14 protein-coding genes and 1 riboswitch are annotated in these 17,721 nt (G+C 72.9%); of the genes, 9 read left to right on the plus strand and 5 right to left on the minus strand.

The window, feature by feature from the left end; translation table 11 throughout:
• Positions 1 to 42: 42 nt before the first annotated feature.
• From ACWD1Z_RS27785 to ACWD1Z_RS27800, 4 genes are all read left to right on the plus strand, one after another.
• A complete protein-coding gene (locus ACWD1Z_RS27785) occupies positions 43 to 1,434 on the plus strand; it encodes a M16 family metallopeptidase (protein WP_451122318.1) in 1,392 nt (463 codons plus the stop codon).
• Entirely contained in the window at positions 1,431 to 2,819 is a 1,389-nt protein-coding gene (locus ACWD1Z_RS27790; protein WP_451122319.1) for a M16 family metallopeptidase, read from the plus strand. The genes ACWD1Z_RS27785 and ACWD1Z_RS27790 overlap by 4 nt, the downstream gene beginning before the upstream one ends.
• A 214-nt stretch (positions 2,820 to 3,033) precedes the next feature.
• A riboswitch (cyclic di-AMP (ydaO/yuaA leader) is annotated at positions 3,034 to 3,193 on the plus strand.
• Between the two features lie 12 nt (positions 3,194 to 3,205).
• Entirely contained in the window at positions 3,206 to 3,970 is a 765-nt protein-coding gene (locus tag ACWD1Z_RS27795; RefSeq protein WP_451122320.1) for a M23 family metallopeptidase, read from the plus strand.
• A 188-nt stretch (positions 3,971 to 4,158) separates the two neighbouring features.
• Positions 4,159 to 4,842, plus strand: coding sequence for a GntR family transcriptional regulator (locus ACWD1Z_RS27800; RefSeq protein ID WP_389420046.1), 684 nt, complete (start codon positions 4,159 to 4,161; stop codon positions 4,840 to 4,842).
• Between the two features lie 137 nt (positions 4,843 to 4,979).
• On the opposite strand, the gene ACWD1Z_RS27805 is transcribed toward ACWD1Z_RS27800, so the two are convergent.
• Positions 4,980 to 5,261: an HPr family phosphocarrier protein gene (locus tag ACWD1Z_RS27805; RefSeq protein WP_451122321.1), complete on the minus strand. Its 282-nt coding sequence runs from the start codon at positions 5,259 to 5,261 to the stop codon at positions 4,980 to 4,982.
• 181 nt (positions 5,262 to 5,442) lie between these two features.
• On the opposite strand from ACWD1Z_RS27805, the gene ACWD1Z_RS27810 reads away from it, so the two are divergent.
• The 4 genes from ACWD1Z_RS27810 to ACWD1Z_RS27825 are packed head-to-tail and all read left to right on the plus strand — an operon-like array spanning position 5,443 to position 11,006.
• Positions 5,443 to 8,481 carry a bifunctional acetate--CoA ligase family protein/GNAT family N-acetyltransferase gene (locus ACWD1Z_RS27810; RefSeq protein ID WP_451122322.1) on the plus strand — a complete coding sequence of 1,013 codons (3,039 nt, stop codon included), beginning with the start codon at positions 5,443 to 5,445 and terminating at the stop codon, positions 8,479 to 8,481.
• A gap of 50 nt (positions 8,482 to 8,531) precedes the next feature.
• A complete protein-coding gene (locus ACWD1Z_RS27815) occupies positions 8,532 to 9,119 on the plus strand; it encodes a DUF5998 family protein (RefSeq protein WP_389420044.1) in 588 nt (195 codons plus the stop codon).
• Positions 9,119 to 10,309 (plus strand): alkaline phosphatase family protein, encoded by a 1,191-nt coding sequence (locus ACWD1Z_RS27820; RefSeq protein WP_451122323.1) that lies wholly within the window; start codon positions 9,119 to 9,121, stop codon positions 10,307 to 10,309. Before ACWD1Z_RS27815 ends, ACWD1Z_RS27820 begins: the two co-directional genes overlap by 1 nt.
• 49 nt (positions 10,310 to 10,358) lie before the next feature.
• Positions 10,359 to 11,006 (plus strand): thymidine kinase, encoded by a 648-nt coding sequence (locus tag ACWD1Z_RS27825; RefSeq protein WP_451122324.1) that lies wholly within the window; start codon positions 10,359 to 10,361, stop codon positions 11,004 to 11,006.
• A 28-nt stretch (positions 11,007 to 11,034) separates the two neighbouring features.
• On the opposite strand, the gene ACWD1Z_RS27830 is transcribed toward ACWD1Z_RS27825, so the two are convergent.
• Entirely contained in the window at positions 11,035 to 11,838 is an 804-nt protein-coding gene (locus tag ACWD1Z_RS27830; protein ID WP_451122325.1) for a VOC family protein, read from the minus strand.
• A gap of 297 nt (positions 11,839 to 12,135) precedes the next feature.
• Here ACWD1Z_RS27830 and ACWD1Z_RS27835 point away from each other — a divergent pair, with 297 nt between their 5' ends.
• A complete protein-coding gene (locus ACWD1Z_RS27835; protein ID WP_451122326.1) occupies positions 12,136 to 12,987 on the plus strand; it encodes a sulfurtransferase in 852 nt (283 codons plus the stop codon).
• 613 nt (positions 12,988 to 13,600) lie between these two features.
• On the opposite strand, the gene sepH is transcribed toward ACWD1Z_RS27835, so the two are convergent.
• From sepH to ACWD1Z_RS27850, 3 genes are all read right to left on the minus strand, one after another.
• On the minus strand, positions 13,601 to 14,632 hold the full coding sequence (gene sepH / locus ACWD1Z_RS27840; protein ID WP_451122327.1) for a septation protein SepH: 1,032 nt from the start codon (positions 14,630 to 14,632) through the stop codon (positions 13,601 to 13,603).
• Between the two features lie 393 nt (positions 14,633 to 15,025).
• Positions 15,026 to 16,345 (minus strand): D-arabinono-1,4-lactone oxidase, encoded by a 1,320-nt coding sequence (locus tag ACWD1Z_RS27845; RefSeq protein WP_451122328.1) that lies wholly within the window; start codon positions 16,343 to 16,345, stop codon positions 15,026 to 15,028.
• Complete coding sequence (locus tag ACWD1Z_RS27850; protein WP_451122329.1) at positions 16,305 to 17,549, minus strand: MFS transporter; 1,245 nt, start codon at positions 17,547 to 17,549, stop codon at positions 16,305 to 16,307. The genes ACWD1Z_RS27845 and ACWD1Z_RS27850 overlap by 41 nt, the downstream gene beginning before the upstream one ends.
• Positions 17,550 to 17,721 lie beyond the last annotated feature (172 nt).

Genomic DNA, 17,721 nt, shown 5'->3' on the forward strand with positions numbered 1-17,721 from the left:
AACCGCGGTTTCGAGACCGCGTCAGCGATCGAAGGGACGTACATGCCCATGGGTCACACGGCCACCACCCAGGCAGGCTCCGGAGGCCTGACAGCGACCGAGCACCGCCTGGCCAACGGCCTGCGCGTGGTGCTCTCGGAGGACCACCTGACCCCGGTCGCGGCGGTGTGCCTCTGGTACGACGTCGGCTCGCGCCACGAGGTCAAGGGGCGCACCGGCCTGGCTCACCTTTTCGAGCACCTGATGTTCCAGGGCTCCGCCCAGGTCGAGGGCAACGGTCACTTCGAGCTCGTGCAGGGCGCGGGCGGCTCGCTCAACGGCACCACCAGCTTCGAGCGCACCAACTACTTCGAGACCATGCCCGCCCACCAGCTGGAGCTCGCCCTCTGGCTGGAGGCCGACCGCATGGGCTCACTGCTCGCCGCCCTGGACGACGAGTCGATGGAGAACCAGCGCGACGTCGTGAAGAACGAGCGCCGCCAGCGCTACGACAACGTCCCCTACGGCACGGCCTTCGAGAAGCTGACCGCTCTCGCCTACCCCGAGGGCCACCCCTACCACCACACGCCGATCGGCTCGATGGCCGACCTGGACGCGGCGACCCTGGAGGACGCGCGCGCGTTCTTCCGTACGTACTACGCGCCCAACAACGCCGTGCTGTCGATCGTCGGCGACATCGACCCCGAGCAGACGCTCGCCTGGGTGGAGAAGTACTTCGGCTCCATCGCCTCCCACGACGGCAAGCCCGCCCCGCGCGACGGCTCGCTGCCGGAGATCATCGGCGAGGAGCTGCGCGAGGTCGTCGAGGAGGAGGTCCCCGCGCGGGCGTTGATGGCCGCCTACCGCCTCCCCGAGGACGGCACCCGCGCGTGCGACGCGGTCGACCTGGCCCTGACGGTTCTCGGCGGCGGCGAGTCCTCCCGCCTCTACAACCGTCTCGTACGCCGTGACCGCACGGCCGTCGCCGCCGGGTTCGGCCTGCTGCGGCTGGCCGGAGCGCCCTCGCTGGGCTGGCTGGACGTGAAGACCTCCGGTGACGTGGAGGTCCCGGTCATCGAGGCGGCCATCGACGAGGAGCTCGCCCGGTTCGCGGCGGAGGGCCCCACGGCGGAGGAGATGGAGCGCGCCCAGGCCCAGTTGGAGCGCGAGTGGCTGGACCGGCTCGGCACGGTCGCGGGCCGCGCCGACGAACTGTGCCGCTACGCCGTCCTGTTCGGCGACCCGCAGCTCGCCCTCACCGCCGTCCAGCGGGTGCTGGAGGTGACCGCCGAGGAGGTCCAGGAGGTCGCCAAGGCCCGCCTGCGCCCCGACAACCGCGCGGTGCTCGTCTACGAGCCGACGGTCCCCCCGGAGACCGTCGAGGAGCCCACCGAAGACCTGGAGTCCGCGGCCACCGTGGAAGCAAGCGCCCACAACGAGGAGACGGCCAAGTGACCGAGCTCGCCACCATGGAGTTCCACCCCCGGCCCGAGGCGGGCGAGCCGAAGGTCTGGGCCTTCCCGGCGCCCACGCGCGGGTCGCTCGACAACGGCCTGACGGTCCTGCGCTGCCACCGCCCCGGCCAGCAGGTCGTCGCCGTCGAGATCCTGCTGGACGCGCCCCTGGAGGCCGAACCGGCCGGCCTGGACGGCGTCGCCACGATCATGGCGCGGGCCTTCTCCGAGGGCACCGACAAGCACAGCGCCGAGGAGTTCGCCGCCGAGCTGGAGCGCTGCGGTGCCACCCTCGACGCGCACGCCGACCACCCCGGCGTCCGGCTCTCCCTCGAAGTGCCGGTCTCCCGCCTGCCCAAGGCGCTCGGGCTGCTCTCCGACGCCCTCCGGGCGCCCGCGTTCGCCGACAGCGAGGTCGAACGGCTGGTCCGCAACCGGCTGGACGAGATCCCGCACGAGCTGGCCAACCCCTCCCGGCGCGCCGCCAAGGAGCTGTCCCGGCAGCTCTTCCCGGCGACCTCGCGCATGTCCCGCCCGCGCCAGGGCACCGAGGAGACCGTCGCGGCCATCGACTCCGCGGCCGTACGCGCCTTCTACGAACGCCATGTGCGCCCCGCCACGGCCACCGCCGTGGTCGTCGGCGACCTGACCGGCACCGACCTCGACGCGCTTCTCACCGACACCCTCGGCTCCTGGACCGGCTCCGCCGCCGAACCCCGGCCGGTGCCCCCGGTCACCGCCGACGACACCGGCCGGGTCGTCATCGTGGACCGCCCCGGCGCCGTCCAGACGCAGCTGCTGATCGGCCGCGTCGGCCCCGACCGGCACGACCGCGTGTGGCCCGCGCAGGTCCTCGGCACCTACTGCCTCGGCGGCACCCTCACCTCCCGCCTGGACCGCGTCCTGCGCGAGGAGAAGGGCTACACCTACGGCGTGCGCTCCTTCGGGCAGGTGCTGCGCTCCACCCCCGACGGCACCGGCGCCGCGATGCTCGCCATCAGCGGCTCCGTCGACACCCCCAACACCGGTCCCGCGCTCGAGGACCTGTGGACGGTGCTGCGCACCCTCGCCGAGGGCGGGCTCACCGACGCCGAGCGGGACGTCGCCGTACAGAACCTCGTCGGGGTGGCGCCGTTGAAGTACGAGACGGCCGCCGCCGTGGCGAGCACCCTGGCCGACCAGGTGGAGCAGCACCTGCCGGACGACTACCAGGCCACGCTCTACCGCCGGCTCGCCGAGACCGGCACCGTGGAGGCCACCGCGGCCGTCGTCAGCGCCTTCCCGGTGGACCGGCTGGTGACCGTGCTCGTCGGTGACGCGGCGCAGATCAAGGCGGCCGTCGAGCCCCTCGGCATCGGTGAAGTCACCGTCGTGACGGCCGAGTAGACACACCCTCGGATGTGAACGCGCTGTCACGCGCGTGTGGGGCCCTGGTGACGGAAGCGTCACCAGGGCCCTTCTATGTCCGATTTGAGGGAGAGGTTGCCTGTCTGCCCTGTGGCGTGCGCTACAAAAACCGCGATTCGTTTGGGGATTGAAAGTTGCCGCGTTTAGCGTCATCCGGGCTGTTCGTCAGGCAGTGCGCCGCACCCGCGGCACCGGACAGTCATCGCCGAGTCCCCGTACGGTGCGAGCCAGGGGAGCCGGGGACCCAAGTCCCTGGGGTGAATCGGACGCCCGCGCGTGAGCGAGGGGGTCCGTAGGAGACCTTCCTGCTCCGAACCCGTCAGCTAACCCGGTAGGCGAGAGGGAAGGAAAGGACCAGCCACTACATGGCGTTCACGCGCGCCACCGGGAAGCACCGACGTCCCAGCCGGATGCAGCGCACCACCGCCCGCGCGGCGGGTGTCGCGGCCCTCACCACCACCGGCGTCATCGGCACCCTCGCGAGCCCGGCGCTCGCCGCGGAGGCTTCGCCCGAGCAGACCGGTCTCACCCCCGTCATCACCATCGGCGACTCGGTCGCCCAGCAGATCGACGCCCAGGCCGCCGCCCAGCAGCAGGCAGCCGACGAGGCGGCGGCGAAGCAGGCGGCCGAGGAGGCCGCCCGCCAGAGGGCCGCCGAGGCGGCCGAGAAGGCCCGCGAGGCCAAGGAGCGCGCCGCCCGCGAGGCCGAGCGCAAGCGCCTGAACACCTTCGTCTCCCCGATCTCCGGCTCCTACGTCTCGACGAGCTACAAGGCCGGCGGCGCCGTCTGGTCCTCCGGCACCCACACCGGCATCGACTTCCACGCCGCCACCGGCACCCCCGTCCGCTCGGTCGGCACGGGCACCGTCGTGGAGGCCGGCTGGGGCGGGGCGTACGGCAACCAGGTCGTCATCAAGATGCACGACGGCACGTACACCCAGTACGGGCACCTGTCGTCCGTCGGCGTCTCGGTCGGCCAGAGCGTCACCCCGGGCCAGCAGATAGGCGTCTCCGGCGCGACCGGCAACGTCACCGGGGCGCACCTGCACTTCGAGGCCCGCATGAGCGCGGAGTACGGCTCGGACATCGACCCGGTCGCCTACCTCCGCTCGCACGGCGTGAACATCTGACGGCACCCGCCCCGCGCTGCCCGGACCCCGGCTCACCGAGCCGGGGTTTTGGCGTTTGCGACCCCCCGCTGTCCAAAAAATATGCATGGATTCCGTCCCCCCTTCGGAAATTCCGGCTCATTGGAATAGAGTCACTGAACACACGTCAGGCGTCGACGTTTCACGGGGATTAAAGCGGAGGTCGGGTCATGCGTATTCCGGCGCACTCGGTATGCACGGCGATCCGGGACGACATCGTCGCCGGTGTCTACGAGCGCGGCAGCCGACTCACCGAGGAACTGCTCGCGCGCCGCTACGGCGTCTCGCGCGTCCCCGTCCGGGAGGCCCTGCGCACGCTGGAGGCGGAGGGCTTCGTGGTGACCCGGCGGCACGCGGGCGCGTGCGTCGCGGAACCGACCGAGCAGGAGGCCGCCGACCTGCTGGAGATGCGCTCGCTGCTGGAGCCGCTCGGCGCCGCCCGGGCCGCCCAGCGGCGCACCGAGGCGCATCTGAAGGTGCTGCGCGGCCTGGTGCGGCTCGGTCAGGAGCGGGCCAGGCGGGGCAACAGCGAGGATCTGCGCTCCCTGGGCGGCTGGTTCCACGAGACGCTCGCCCAGGCCTCCGGCAGCCCCGCCCTGACCTCGATGCTGACCCAGCTGCGGCACAAGATCGCCTGGATGTACTCGGTGGAGGCGTCGGCCGCCCCCGTGGACGCCTGGGCGGAGCACGGGGCGATCGTGGACGCGGTGGCCCGCGGCGACAGCGAACGCGCGCGGGCGATCACGGCCGTGCACACCGAGCGCTCCAGCGGCACGCACCGGCTGCGGTTCCCCGCCGGGGAGCGTGTGAGGAATTCGCAACATCCCGTAAACATGTCGGGCCTCCGGCATTAACATGCGCGCCGTATACAAAGAGGGCGTAATTCCCGGGGGATTATTTCCGCTGCCCAGATCCGGGAAATGCGAAGGGCCCGCCCGGTAATTCGGACGAGCCCTGCGAGGAGGCGGCGGCTGCCGCGCCCGGTATTCGCTCAGACGGTCTCGGGGAGTTCTTCGAGACCCTCGGAGACCAGCTTCGCCAGACGGTCGAGAGCGGCGTCCGCGCCCTCGGTGTCGGAGGCGAGCACGATCTCCTCGCCGCCCTGGGCGCCCAGGCCCAGCACCGCCAGCATGGAGGCCGCGTTGACGGGGTTGCCGTCGGCCTTGGCGATCGTCACCGGGACGCCTGTGGCCGTGGCGGCTCGGACGAAGATGGAGGCGGGGCGGGCGTGGAGGCCCTCGGCCCAGCCGACGTTGACGCGGCGCTCAGCCATGTGATGCTGCCCTTCAGGTTCTCAGGTTGTCTAGACCAGTGTTCCACAACGTGAAGCGTGCCCGGTACGGTCCTGCGTCCCGTCCCGCGCGCGTGACCCTCGGACCGCGGCCTCGATCCGACACCCGTCCTCCACAGACTGCCCCGCGCCGTTGTCGTACGCGAGCCGTAGTCTGGGCCCCATGCAGAGCGCGTCGGACCGGCACGAGTACCCCGCCCACTGGGAAGCCGACGTGGTGCTGCGCGACGGCGGCACCGCGCGCATCCGCCCCATCACCGTTGATGACGCCGAGCGCCTGGTCAGCTTCTACGAGCAGGTCTCGGACGAGTCGAAGTACTACCGCTTCTTCGCGCCCTACCCGCGTCTGTCCGCCAAGGACGTCCACCGCTTCACGCACCACGACTTCGTGGACCGGGTGGGACTCGCGGCCACCATCGGCGGCGAGTTCATCGCCACCGTACGCTATGACCGCATTGGCGCCGACGGAATGCCCGCCTCCGCGCCCGCCGACGAGGCCGAGGTCGCCTTCCTCGTCCAGGACGCCCACCAGGGACGCGGAGTCGCCTCCGCCCTGCTCGAACACATCGGCGCCGTCGCGCGGGAGCGCGGGATCCGCCGGTTCGCGGCCGAGGTGCTGCCCGCCAACACCAAGATGATCAAGGTGTTCACGGACGCCGGGTACACCCAGAAGCGCAGCTTCGAGGACGGTGTGGTCCGGCTGGAGTTCGGCCTGGAGCCGACGGACCGCTCGCTCGCCGTGCAGCACGCGCGCGAGCAGCGCGCCGAGGCGCGGTCCGTGCAACGGCTGCTGGCTCCCGGGTCGGTGGCCGTCATCGGCGCCGGCCGGACCCCCGGCGGTGTGGGCCGCGGAGTCCTCGACAACATCCGGCAGGGCGGCTTCCGCGGTCCGCTGTACGCCGTGAACCAGGCGTTCCCCGAGGACCTGAAGGAACTCGGCGGGGTGCCCGCGCACCGCTCGGTGCGCGACATCGACGGGCATGTCGACCTCGCGGTGGTCGCCGTGCCCGCCGAACAGGTCCCCGAGGTCGTCACCGAGTGCGGTGAGCACGGCGTGCAAGGGCTGGTCGTGGTCTCCGCCGGCTACGCCGAGAGCGGCCCCGAGGGCCGGGAGCGCCAGCGCGAACTCGTCCGGCACGCACGCGCGTACGGCATGCGCATCATCGGGCCGAACGCCTTCGGCGTCATCAACACCTCGGCGGACGTACGGCTGAACGCCTCCCTCGCGCCCGAGATGCCGCGGCCCGGGCGGATAGGGCTGTTCGCCCAGTCCGGTGCCATCGGCATCGCGCTGCTGTCCCGGCTGCACCGGCGCGGCGGCGGGGTCACCGGGGTCACCGGGGTGTCCACCTTCGTCTCCTGCGGCAACCGCGCGGACGTGTCCGGCAACGACGTCCTGCAGTACTGGTACGACGACCCGGACACCGATGTCGCCCTGATGTACCTGGAGTCCATCGGCAACCCGCGCAAGTTCACCCGGCTCGCCCGGCGTACGGCCGCCGCGAAGCCGCTGGTCGTGGTGCAGGGCGCGCGGCACGGCGGGGCGGCTCCGCAGGGGCACGCGGTACGGGCGACGCGGCTGCCGCACGCCACCGTGTCGGCGCTGCTGCGGCAGGCCGGGGTGATCCGGGTGGACACGATCACCGAACTGGTCGACGCGGGGCTGCTGCTCGCGCGCCAGCCGCTGCCGGCCGGGCCCCGGGTGGCGATCCTCGGCAACTCCGAGTCGCTGGGGCTGCTGACGTACGACGCGTGCCTCTCCGAGGGGCTGCGGCCGCTGCCGCCGCTGGACCTGACGACGGGGGCGTCGGCACGGGACTTCCGGGCGGCGCTGTCGCGGGCGCTGGCCGACGACGCCTGCGACTCCGTCGTGGTGACCGCGATTCCGGCGCTGGGGGAGCCCTCGGTGGGGGAGGCGGTCCTGGCGGAAGCACTGAGGTCGGCGGCGGAGGAAGTGCCGGGCAAGCCGGTGCTGGTGGTGCATGTGGAACTGGGCGGCCTGGCCGAGGCACTGTCCGCGGCGGCGAGCACAGCACCACAGACGGCGCCCGCGCCCGTCGGAGCTATGGCTGAGGCGGGGCCGGACGCGCAGCCCGGCGCTGACGCGGTGCCGCCCGCGCCCATCCGTGCCGCCCCAGGCGGCACGACTGCCCGCGGCGAGGCGGAAGAGGCGGCCCGCGGTGGAGCCGAAGGGGGTGTCGGCGGTGGGGCCGAACCCGGTGGCCACGGTGGAGCCGAACCTGCTGCCCGCGGTGCGGTGGAAGCCGCTGCCCGCGGCCCCGTGGGACCAGGTGTCCGTGGTGGCGAGGAGGGGGGTGAGGGAGAGTCGGCACCCGCGGGCCGGCTCATTCCTGCCTACCCCGCCGCCGAGCGGGCCGTTCGCGCGCTCGCCGAAGCCGTCAAGTACGCCCAGTGGCGCCGGGAGGCCGCCGAGCCCGGGCGGGTGCCCGAGTACGACGACATCGACGAGCGCGGGGCCGCCGCCCTCATCGACGGGCTGCTCGCCAGGGGCCAGGGACTCACCCTCGGCTCCGAGGACACCTGTGACCTGCTCGGGAAGTACGGCATCCACGTGCGCCGGGCCCTGCCCGCCCCCACCCCTGACGCCGCCGCGGAAGCCGCCCGGACCGTCGGCTACCCGGTCGCCCTCAAGGCCACCGCACCGCACCTGCGCCACCGCGCCGACCTGGGCGGCGTACGGCTGGACCTCGCCGACGAGGAGCAACTGCGCAGGGCGTACACCGAGTTGGTCGAGCTGTTCGGGACGCCGGCGGAGCTGCGGCCGGTCGTGCAGGCGATGGCCCCGCGCGGGGTCGACACCGTCGTACGGGCCGTGATCGACCCGGCGGCCGGTGCCGTGCTGTCGTTCGCGCTCGCCGGGGCCGCCTCCCAGCTGCTCGGGGACATGGCGCACCGGCTCATCCCGGTCACCGACCGGGAGGCGGCCTCGCTGGTCCGCTCGATCCGGACCGCGCCCCTGCTGTTCGGCTGGCGCGGCTCCACCCCGGTCGACACACCCGCCCTGGAGGGACTGCTGCTGCGGGTCTCCCGCCTGGTCCACGACCACCCGGAGGTCGTCGCGGTGACCCTGGAGCCCGTCGTCGTCGCCCCGCACGGCCTGACCGTGCTCGGCGCGACCGTACGGCTGGCCCCGCCGCCCGCCCGCGACGACCTCGGCCCGCGCACGCTGCCCGCCTACTGACCGGCGCGAGCGGTCCCTCGCAGTCAGTGGGCCCCCGTAGGATGGGGGCCATGGCCAAGACCAGTACGACGACCCAGGGGCTGCGAGCGGCGATCGAGCGCAGCGGCTACTACCCGGCCCTCGTGGCCGAGGCGGTGGAGGCCGCCGTGGGCGGCGAGCCCATCCGGTCGTACCTGGTCCACCAGGAGACCACGTTCGACCAGAACGAGGTGCGCCGGCATGTCACCGTGCTGGTCCTCACCGACAACCGCTTCATCGTCAGCCACACCGACGAGCAGGCCGCCGACACCACCTCTCCCACCCCGTACGCCACCACCTCCACCGAGTCGGTCAAGATCGGCCGGATCTCGTCGGTCGTCCTGAGCCGGATGGTCGCGAACCCGGAGTCGTACACGCCCGGCACCCTGCCCCGCGAGGTCGTGCTGACCATCGGCTGGGGCGCGGTCTCCCGGATCGACCTGGAGCCGGCCGCCTGCGGCGACCCCAACTGCGAGGCCGACCACGGCTACACGGGCAGCTCCACGGCCGACGACCTCAGCCTCCGCGTCAGCGAGGCCGGCGACGGACCGGAGACCGTGCGCCAGGCGCTCGCCTTCGCGCAGGCGCTCTCCGAGGCGACCGCGGACACCGCCCGCTGATGGCCCAGCCCGCCTGGGAGCACGACCCGCAGCCGCTGCCCCTCGACTCCGCCCCCCTGCCCGAGTACGGCGCGGGATCGCTCGCCGACCTGCTGCCCACGCTGGCCGCCGGCATGGACGTACCCGGCATGACCGCCGCGATCAGCGAGCTGGCCCCGGCCGACCGGAACTGCGTGTTCCTGATCGACGGCCTCGGCTGGGAGCAGCTGAAGGCGCACCCCGACGACGCCCCGTTCATGACGTCGCTCCTCGCCAGCTCCCGCGGCGGCACCGGACGGCCGCTCACCACCGGCTACCCGGCGACCACCGCGACCTCCCTCGCCTCCGTCGGCACCGGCCTGCCGCCCGGCGCGCACGGACTGCCCGGATACACCGTGCGCGATCCGGCGACCGGCGCGCTGATGAACCAGCTGCGCTGGCAGCCCTGGACCGCGCCGGGCCCCTGGCAGCCGTACCCCACCGTCTTCCAGCTCGCCCACGACGCCGGTGTGCACGCCGCGCAGGTGTCGTCCCCCGCCTTCGAGAACACCCCGCTGACCAAGGTGGCGCTGAGCGGCGGCACCTTCCACGGGCGGCTGAGCGGCGAGGAGCGGATGGACCTCGCGGCCGATCAACTGGCCGCCGGCGACCGCTCCTTGGTCTACACGTACTACGCCGAGGTGGACGGCGCCGGACACCGCTTCGGCGTCGACTCCGACCTGTGGCGCGGCCAGCTCATGTACGTCGACCGGCTCGTCCAGCGCCTCGCCGAGCAGCTGCCGCCGCGCACCGCGCTGTACGTCACCGCCGACCACGGCATGGTCGACGTGCCCTTCGACGAACAGCACCGCATCGACTTCGACGAGGACTGGGAGCTGCGCGCCGGGGTCGCCCTGCTCGGCGGCGAGGGCCGCGCGCGGCACGTCTACGCGGTGCCCGGCGCCGAGAACGACGTCCTGACCTGCTGGCGCGAGGTGCTCGGCGAGCAGTTCTGGGTGGCCTCCCGGGAGGAGGCGATCGCGGCGGGCTGGTTCGGCCCGCGGATCGACGAGCGGGTGTACGCCCGGCTCGGCGACGTGATCGCGGCCGCTCGCGACGATGTGCTGATCATCGCCTCCGAGCGGGAGCCGAAGGAGTCGGCGATGGTCGGCAACCACGGCTCGATGACCCCGGCGGAGCAGCTGGTGCCGCTGCTGGAAGTACGTTCCTGAAGACTCTCCCCCCGCTACGACCCTGTTGCCGAAAGGTGCTCAACACCCCATGCCCGAGCTGGTGTTCTTCTCCGGAACGATGGACTGCGGGAAGTCGACGCTGGCTCTCCAGATCGAGCACAACCGCTCGGCGCGCGGCCTGGCCGGCATGATCTTCACCCGGGACGACCGTGCGGGCGAGGGCAAGCTCTCCTCCCGCCTCGGCCTGGTCACGGACGCGGTGGAGGTCGAGGACGGACAGGACCTGTACGCGTACCTGGTGGACCACCTCTCCCAGGGCGGCCGCGCGGACTACGTCATCGCGGACGAGGCGCAGTTCCTGGCCCCGCAGCAGATCGACCAGCTCGCGCGCGTGGTGGACGACCTGGGCCTCGACGTCTACGCCTTCGGCATCACCACCGACTTCCGCTCCAAGCTCTTCCCCGGCTCGCAGCGCCTGGTGGAGCTGGCCGACCGCGTGGAGGTCCTCCAGGTGGAGGCCCTGTGCTGGTGCGGCGCCCGGGCGACCCACAACGCGCGCACGGTGGGCGGCGAGATGGTGGTGGAGGGCGCCCAGGTGGTCGTCGGCGACGTCGACCAGTCGGACACCATCGGCTACGAGGTCCTCTGCCGTCGCCACCACCGGCGCCGCATGACAGCGGCCACCGCGCGGGCGGCGGCCCTCTCCCCGGACGTCCTGCCGGTGCCTTCGGCCTAGCGGGAGCGGCGCCGGCCGCGGGCCGGGGTCAGGGGCGGCTCTGCAGCAGCGAGAACCTCGCGCCCTCCGGGTCCGTCACCGTGGACATGCGGCCCAGGGCGCTGTCGTGGGGCGGGGTCAGGATCTGGCCGCCCAGGGCTTCGGCCTGGGCCGTCGACGTGTCGGTGTCGGCCACCTCGAAGAAGGTCATCCAGTGCGGGCCCCGGTCGCGGGGAAGGGACGGGCCGAGGCCGAGGATCGCGGCGATGGTGCGGCCGGCGAGGTGGAGGGTGACGTAGTCGAAGTCCGCTGAGACCACTTTCCGCTGTTCGTGGCCGAACACCGTCTCGTAGAACTTGGTCACGGCGACCGTCTCGAAGGTCAGCAGCTCGTTCCAGACCGGGGTGCCCGGGACTCCGGTGAGGGCGCTGCCGAGGTGGGACGCGGCCTGCCAGACGCCGAAGACGGCGCCGGAGGGGTCGGAGCAGATCGCGAGCCGGCCGGCCTCGGCGGCGTCCAGCGGGCCCACTCCCACGGTGCCGCCGCACAGCCGTACCGTCTCGGCCGTCAGGTCCACGTCCGTCGAGGCGAAGTAGGGCGTCCAGGCGATGGGCAGATGCCGGTCCGGCGGCAGCTGGCCGATGCCGGCGACTTCCTTGCCGTCGAGCAGCGCCCGTACGTACGGGCCGAGCTGCTGCGGTCCGGGCCGGAACTCCCAGCCGAACAGCTCACCGTAGAACTCCTGGGTCGCGGCCACCCCGTGCGCCATCAGACTCACCCAGCAGGGCGAGCCGGGCGCGTGCTGAGCGTGCGCTTCGCCGTTCAGGCCGGCCGACCCCCGTGCCTCGGTCATCGTCACTCTCTCCTCGGCCCCTCGCGGTGGCCGCGTCGATTCCGCTCTCCGGACGCCCGTGCCGATGCTCGCACCACCCGTGGTGCCGTGCGTCCCGGGCGCGCCGCGGTACCGCGCGCTGTGCCCGGAGGATGCCCGGTGTGCCGCTTCTCGTCCGTTTCCGCGTGATGGCCCACGGGTGTCGATCGGCTGTACAGCATGTGCCCGATCCCGTACGCGTCGTGATCGGGGCTGTCCGGCCGAGCAGAGTAGCCGGACCTGGACTTTGCGGCCACCCCGTACGCGAGGATGGGAGCCATGAACGCCATCATCTCCGCAACCGAACTCGCGGGCGACCTGGGCGGATCCCGTCCGCCGGTGCTGCTGGACGTCCGCTGGCAGTTGAGCGTGGCTCGAGCGGCGGGCGAGCCGCCCTTCGACGGACGGGCCGAATATGCGGCCGGACACCTTCCCGGCGCGGTCTTCGTCGACCTGGACGAAGAGCTCGCCGCCGCACCCGGAACGGCCGGCCGGCATCCGCTGCCGGATCTCGCGGAGTTCGGCTCCGCGATGCGCCGCGCTGGTGTTTCGGCCGAGCGTCCCGTGGTCGTGTACGACGGCGGCCAGGGCTGGGCCGCGGCCCGCGCGTGGTGGCTGCTGCGCTGGACGGGTCACCCGGACGTGCGGGTCCTCGACGGCGGGTTGCCGGCCTGGGACGGGCCGCTGGAGACGTCGGTCCCGACGCCTGCGGAGGGTGACTTCCGGCCGGACCCGGCCGCGGCCGGCCTGCTCGACGCGGACGGCGCCGCCGCACTGGCCCGCTCCGGGCTGCTGCTGGACGCCCGCGCGGGGGAGCGGTACCGGGGCGAGGTGGAGCCGATCGACCGCGTCGGCGGGCACATCCCGGGCGCGGTGTCCGCACCGACCGACGAGAACGTCGCCGCCGACGGCCGCTTCCTCCCCGCCGAGGAACTGCACGCCCGCTTCAAGGCCCTCGGCGCCGACGAGGGCACGGCGGTCGGCGTGTACTGCGGCTCGGGCGTCTCCGGGGCGCACGAGGTCCTGGCCCTCGCCGTCGCCGGCATCCCCGCCGCGCTCTACGTGGGCTCCTGGTCGGAATGGTCCACAGACCCTTCCCGTCCGGTGGCAACCGGCCCGGATCCGCAGTAGCGCACGGCAGCGGGCGGGGCGGGCGGGGCGGGCGGGGCGGGGCGGGCGGGAGATTCTTCCCGGTTCCGCGGCACTGCTGGGCGGGGTGGACTTGGCTTCGGCCCCGGGCGCCGGCGGTGGTGGGCCCGGGGCGGCTGTGGTGGCTGGGGCTGGCGTCGGGTGGCGTCGGGTGGGGTGGTCTCGGAACCGGGTCGGCCGGGTGGTCGGTCCGCGGTGCGGCCTGGGCCGGTTCGGCCTGGGGCGGGTGGGTGGGGCCGGTGTTGGCCGGCGTCGGGTGGAGTCGTTTCGGACCGGGGTCGGTCGGCGCGTCGGGCCGGTTGCACCGTGGGGCAGAGCGGCGGGGGGTGCGGTCCTGGGCCGGTCCGGCTGGGGTGGGTGGGGTGGGGTGGGGTGGTCTCGCACTTGGTCCCGGCCCGCATGACGGTTTCGGGCGGGGCGGGCGGAGCGGATGGTGCTGGCTGGCGGGGTTCTCGGACCTGGGCCGGGTGGGCCAGGGGGTGGCCTGGGCCCGCGCCGTGTGGGGCGGGCCCAGGGGAGAGCTGGCCGCGCCGGGTAGTGGGGCTCAGGGCGCGGGCGGGTGCGTTACGGCGCCCTCGGCGGCGTAACGGCCGCATTACTCCTGCTTCTTGCGGCGGGTGCCGAAGACGATCTCGTCCCAGCTCGGGACCGCCGCGCGGCGGCCGGGGCGGACGCCGTCGGCCTCGGCCTGGCGGTCGGTCGAGCCGATCAGCCGGTCGCGGTGGCTGCCCACGGAGCGGGGCATGAGGACATCGGCGTAGGCGGAACCGGCCGACGCCGCGGGGGCGGGCGGTTCCTCCGCCTCGGGCTCGACCGGGGGCTCCTCCGCCTCGGGGGCCTCCGAAGGGCGCTCCGGCACGACGAGGTCGCCGCGGAAGCTGGGCACGGCTTCCAACAGGCTGGTCAGCGAGTCCCGTTCGCTCACGGTCTCCTCGACCGGCTCGGGCGCGGGCAGACTCGGCCGCTCCCGTTCGATCCTGCCGTCCAGCGGACGGTCACGGGGCAGCCGGGCGATACGCGGGACGAACGGAAAGCTGGGCTCGGGCGCCGCGAGGTCCTCGGATTCGCCGATCAGCGAGCGGGCCTCGTCGTCGACGGCCTGGACGAGCCGCCGGGGCGGGTCGTACGTCCAGCTCGCCGAGTGCGGTTCGCCCGCCACCCGGTAGACCAGCAGCACCTCCCAGGTGCCGTCGTCACGGCGCCAGGAGTCCCACTGCACGCTGTCCTTCTCGGCGCCGCGCAGCAGCAGCCGCTCCTGAACGGCCTCACCGAGCTGGGGCCCGGCGTTCTCGCCGGGGCGGCGGACCGGGGTCTTGCGGGCCCGCTCGGCCATGAAGGCACGCTCGGCCAGCACGGGGCCCTCGAAGCGCCGGACGCGGTCGACGGGAATGCCCGCCATCTGCGCGACTTCCTCCGCCGTGGCACCCGCGCGTATACGCGCCTGGATGTCGCGGGGGCGGAGATGGCTCTCCACCTCGATCTCGATCTGGCCGAGGCGGGGACGGTCGCCGCGTACCGCGGCACGGAGACGTTCGTCGATCGGAAGCGTGTACTCCGTCGCGTCGGCAGCCTTCAGCACCAGCCGTGTGCCGTCATTGGAGACGGCCACGACACGCAGTTCGGGCATGGGGACCTCCCGGGTGGTGCCTGCCGACGTCACGTGCGTCGCTGCTTCCGCTAGTCGAGTGTGGCCTGCCCGGGTGCAGCCTGCCACAACCTTGCCGAGTTGCCCGGCGTGTCGGGCACGGGCCCTGGATCGCCGTTATGGCACGGTTACCTATTCGCAACGCTAAGTGACCAACTCCGTCACCCTGTGCAACTAGCCCCCTCCAGGCGGTCCTTGAAGGCCACGGACGCCCTGGCGGGAGACCGGACCCAGGGCTCGCAACAGTACTCCATTTGGGCCACGTGCGTGGATTGGCGCGCCGCCCGAGTTGGCGCAAGAGGCGGGAGTCGGCCGCCGGGCAAGGGAGTTGGGGGATCTGGAATGTGGCGTACCTCACGCGGCCCGGCGCTTGTGCTAGGCGCCCAGGACCCGCCGCAGGTAGTCGTTCTGGAACAGCCGGTCCGGATCCAGCCGGTCCCGGAGCGCCGTGAACTCGCCGAAGCGCGGGTAGACCCCGGCGAAGTACTCGGCGTCCCGTGTGTGCACCTTGCCCCAGTGCGGCCGCCCCTCGTGCGCGGTGAAGATGCGCTCCGCGGCGGTGAAGTACCGCTGGTACGGGGTCCCCTTGGCCAGGTGGACGGCGATGTACCCGCTGTCCCGGCCCGCGGCGGTGGACAGGGCGATGTCGTCGGCCGGGGCGGTGCGCACCTCCACGGGGAAGCTGACCCGCAGGTCCGAGCGGTCGAGCATCGACTTCAGCTCGCGCAGCGTCTCGACGACGGCCGCGCGCGGGACGGCGTACTCCATCTCCATGAACCGCACCCGGCGCGGCGAGGTGAAGACCTTGTACGGGATGTCCGTGTACGTCCGCGCGGACAGGGCCTTGCTGGAGATCCGGGCGATGGCCGGGACCGCGGGGGGCGCCGCGCGGCCGACCCACTGCGCGGCCTGGAAGACGCCGTTGGAGAGGAACTCGTCCTCGAACCAGGCCTTGAGCCGGCCCACCGGACGCTCCGGGCCCGCGCTGCGGTTGTTGCGCTTGGTGTTGGTGCTACCGGTGTGCGGGAACCAGTAGAACTCGAAGTGCTCGTTCTCGGCCCACAGTTCGTCGAAGTCGCGGGTGACCCGGTCGAAGGTCATCGGCTCCTCGCGGGCCGTCAGCAGGAAGACCGGCTCCACGGCGAAGGTGATCGCGGTGACGATGCCGAGCGCGCCGAGGCCGATCCGGGCCGCGGCGAAGACGTCCGGGTTCTCCTCGCGGGAACAGGTGAGGACCGAGCCGTCGGCCGTGACCAGTTCAAGTGCCGTGATCTGGGCGGCTATCGAGCCCGACTCCCGGCCCGTGCCATGGGTTCCGGTGCTGGTGGCTCCGGCGACCGTCTGCTCCATGATGTCGCCCATGTTGGTCAGCGACAGACCCTCGCGGGCCAGGGCCAGGTTGAGCCTCTTGAGCGGGGTGCCGCCCTCCACCGTGACGGTCATGGCGTCCCGGTCAATATGGCGGATGCCGGTCAACAGCTGAGGACGGATCAACACACCGTCGGTGGCGGCGATCGACGTGAAGGAGTGCCCGGTGCCGACGGCCTTCACCTTCAGGCCGTCCTCGGCGGCCCGGCGCACGGCCTGAGCCAGTTCCTCGGCGGAGGCGGGCGTGACCTCCCGCGCGGGGCGGGCGGAGACGTTTCCTCCCCAGTTACGCCACGTGCCGTTCTTCCCGCTCGCTGTGCTGCTCAACGGTGCCTCCCCGACGCGGATCCGGCCGCTTGAGCCGGCGGTACCCGAGGAAACCGACCGCGACCGCGACGGCTCCGGACACCGCCGGAACCCCGTACCCGGCCTGCGCGCCGGCCGCGTCGATCACCCAGCCGGCCGCGGAGGAGCCGAGCGCGACCCCGACCGCGAGCCCCGTGCTCACCCAGGTCATGCCCTCGGTCAGCTGCGCGCGTGGTACGTGCTGTTCGATGAGGGACATCGTCGTGATCATCGTCGGAGCGATGCAGAGCCCCGCAAGGAACAGCGCCACGGCCAGAAACGGCAAGTTTCCGACCAGTAGGAGGGGGATCATACTCACGGCCATCGCGCATATGCCCAGCAGCCAGCGAGGTTCGGGCGCCCCCTTGAGGTGCAGCAGCCCGAACACGGCGCCCGCCGCACAGGAACCGGCCGCGTACACGGCCAGGACGATGCTCGCGGCCCCCTTGTGGCCCTGCTCCTCGGCGAAGGCCACGGTGACCACGTCGACGGCCCCGAAGATCGCTCCCGTCGCCACGAAGGTGGCCACCAGGACCTGGAGGCCGGCGGAGCGCAGCGCGCTGGTGCCGCGCCGCTCGTGCCGCGCGCGCGGGTGCGGCTCGGGCTCGGTGGCGCGCTGGGAGGTCAGCCAGAAGACGCCGGCCGCGAGGAAGCAGGCGGCGAGCAGCGGACCCGCCTCCGGGAACCAGGCCGTGGACAGACCGATCGAGAAGATCGGCCCGAAGATGAAGCAGACCTCGTCCACCACCGACTCGAAGGAGTACGCGGTGTGCAGCTGCGGGGTGCCCCGGTACACGGCCGCCCAGCGGGCGCGGATCATCGCGCCGACGCTCGGCACACAGCCGATGCCGGCGGAGAACACGAACAGCGTCCAGTCCGGCCAGCGGTAGTGCGCGGCCAGCAGCAGTCCGGCCGCCGCGATGAGCGAGACCAGGGTCGCCGGCCGCAGCACGCGCCGCTGGCCGTACTGGTCCACCAGCCGGGAGACCTGCGGCCCGGCCGCCGCCGCGGCCAGCGCGATGGTGGCCGACAGAGCACCGGCCAGGCCGTAGCGCCCGGTCAGCTGGGACACCATCGTCACCACGCCGATCCCCATCATCGACAGGGGCATCCGGCCGAGGAAGCCCGCGGCGGAGAAGGCCTTGGAGCCGGGGGCGGCGAACAGGGCGCGGTAGGGGCTGGGCACTGGGGTCTCCGGTCGAGAGGCGGGCGGCTCGTCGAGGACGCGCCCGGCACGGCGCGCACCTCTGCGCCCGTAAGGCGCGAACACAGCTGATACAGCTTACGAGTAAGGCAACCCTAATGCACCCGATCGGCCGGTCGGAGGCCCAGGTCGACCCCCCGCCCTGTCCCGGCTG

The organism is Streptomyces sp. NPDC002784, assembly GCF_053592135.1.